2 protein-coding genes are annotated in these 1,626 nt (G+C 75.5%); both read left to right on the plus strand.

Going from position 1 to position 1,626, the window contains the following annotated elements; all coding sequences use genetic code 11:
- The coding region (locus GA0115240_RS21595; protein ID WP_176725136.1) for a hypothetical protein at positions 1-598 on the plus strand (598 nt) is incomplete at its 5' end.
- 10 nt (positions 599-608) lie between these two features.
- Entirely contained in the window at positions 609-1,616 is a 1,008-nt protein-coding gene (locus GA0115240_RS21600; RefSeq protein WP_093738697.1) for an AAA family ATPase, read from the plus strand.
- Positions 1,617-1,626 lie beyond the last annotated feature (10 nt).

Genomic DNA, 1,626 nt, shown 5'->3' on the forward strand with positions numbered 1-1,626 from the left:
GCGGCGCCGCCGGCGCGCGGACCCAAGGACCCCCGGTTCGGTCCGGCACTCCCTGCTCCTGCTGGGCGGGACCGGAGCCGCCGCCGTCGTCCTGCTCGCGCTGACCGACGGTGCGGCGGCGGCCGCCACCGGCATGGCCCTGCTCGCCGCCGGCGGGCTGGCCGTCGCCCGTTACGGCGCCGGCGCCGGCGCCCAGGACAGCGGCTACCGCAGATCCGTACGGCTGCTCGGCAGCCGCGCCCCGGCGCTGGGGGAGTGGGAGTGGATCGTCGGCCGGGGCCTGGGCGCCGAGAGCGACCTGTACTTCGCGACGACGGTCCGCCCGCAGCTGGAGCGGCTGTTCGCGGCCCGGCTGGCCGAACGGCACGGCGTGGACGCGCGCCGCGACCCGGCGCGGGCCCGCGCCCTGGTCGGCCCGGAACTGTGGCCCTGGATCGACCCGGCAGGGGCACCGCCCGCCGCCGCGCTGACCGAACCCGTCCTGCGCGCCCTGCTCGACCGCCTCGAAGCGCTCGACACCCCGACGCGACGCGCCGCCGGCGAACCCCCGGCAACCGACTCCGACCCGACCACCGGTCACCGCGACCAGGCACAGTGAGGACCCGACCGTGACCAGCCCCGAGAACCGCAGCGAGTACGACGTCCTCACCCCCCGGCAGGCCGGCGAGCGGGCCGACCAGGTGCTGGCCGAGATCCGTACCGCCGTCGTCGGCAAGCCGGAACCGCTGGCCCTGGTGATGCTGGGCATCCTGGCCGGCGGCCACGTGCTCATCGAGGACCTGCCGGGCCTGGGCAAGACGCTGCTGGCCCGCTCCTTCGCCACCACCCTCGGGCTGGACTTCCGCCGCATCCAGTTCACCCCCGACCTGCTGCCCTCCGATGTCACCGGCGCGCCCTTCTACGACCAGCGCAGCGGCGACATGGTGTTCCGCCCCGGGCCGGTCTTCGCCCATCTGCTGCTGGCCGACGAGATCAACCGCACCCCGCCCAAGACCCAGGCCGCCCTGCTGGAGGCGATGGCCGAGGCGCAGGTGACGATCGACGGCAGCACCCGCCCGCTGCCCGACCCGTTCGTGGTGATAGCCACCGCCAACCCCATCGAGTACGAGGGCACCTACACCCTGCCCGAGGCGCAGTTGGACCGCTTCCTGCTGCGGGTGCGGATGGGATATCTGACCGCCGCCGAGGAGACGGGCATGCTCCGGGCCCGCCTGGACCGCGCGGCGCCCGAGGCGGTCCTGCGCACCCTGAGCGGCCCCGGCGAGGTCCTGGCCATGCGGGCCGCCGTCGAGCGGGTCGAGGTCGAGGACGACCTGCTGGAGTACGTGATCGCGCTGGTCGGCGCCACCCGCGCGCACCAGCACATCCAGGTCGGCGCGTCCCCCCGCGGCGGCCTCGCCCTGGTCCAACTCGCCCGCGCCCGCGCGGTGCTTGACCTGCGCGACTACGCCACCCCCGAGGACGTGAAGTCGGTCGCGGTGCCCGCGCTCGCCCACCGCGTGACCCTCAAGCCCGAGTTGTGGGTGCGGCAGATCGACGCCGACGACGTGATCCGGGAGATCGTCCAGTCCGTGCCCGCGCCGCAGACGCTGCCGCGCGCCGCGGTCGCGTCATGAGCCTGCCGCG

Origin of the sequence: Streptomyces sp. DvalAA-14 (assembly GCF_900091855.1) — a bacterium.
GTDB lineage: Bacteria > Actinomycetota > Actinomycetes > Streptomycetales > Streptomycetaceae > Actinacidiphila.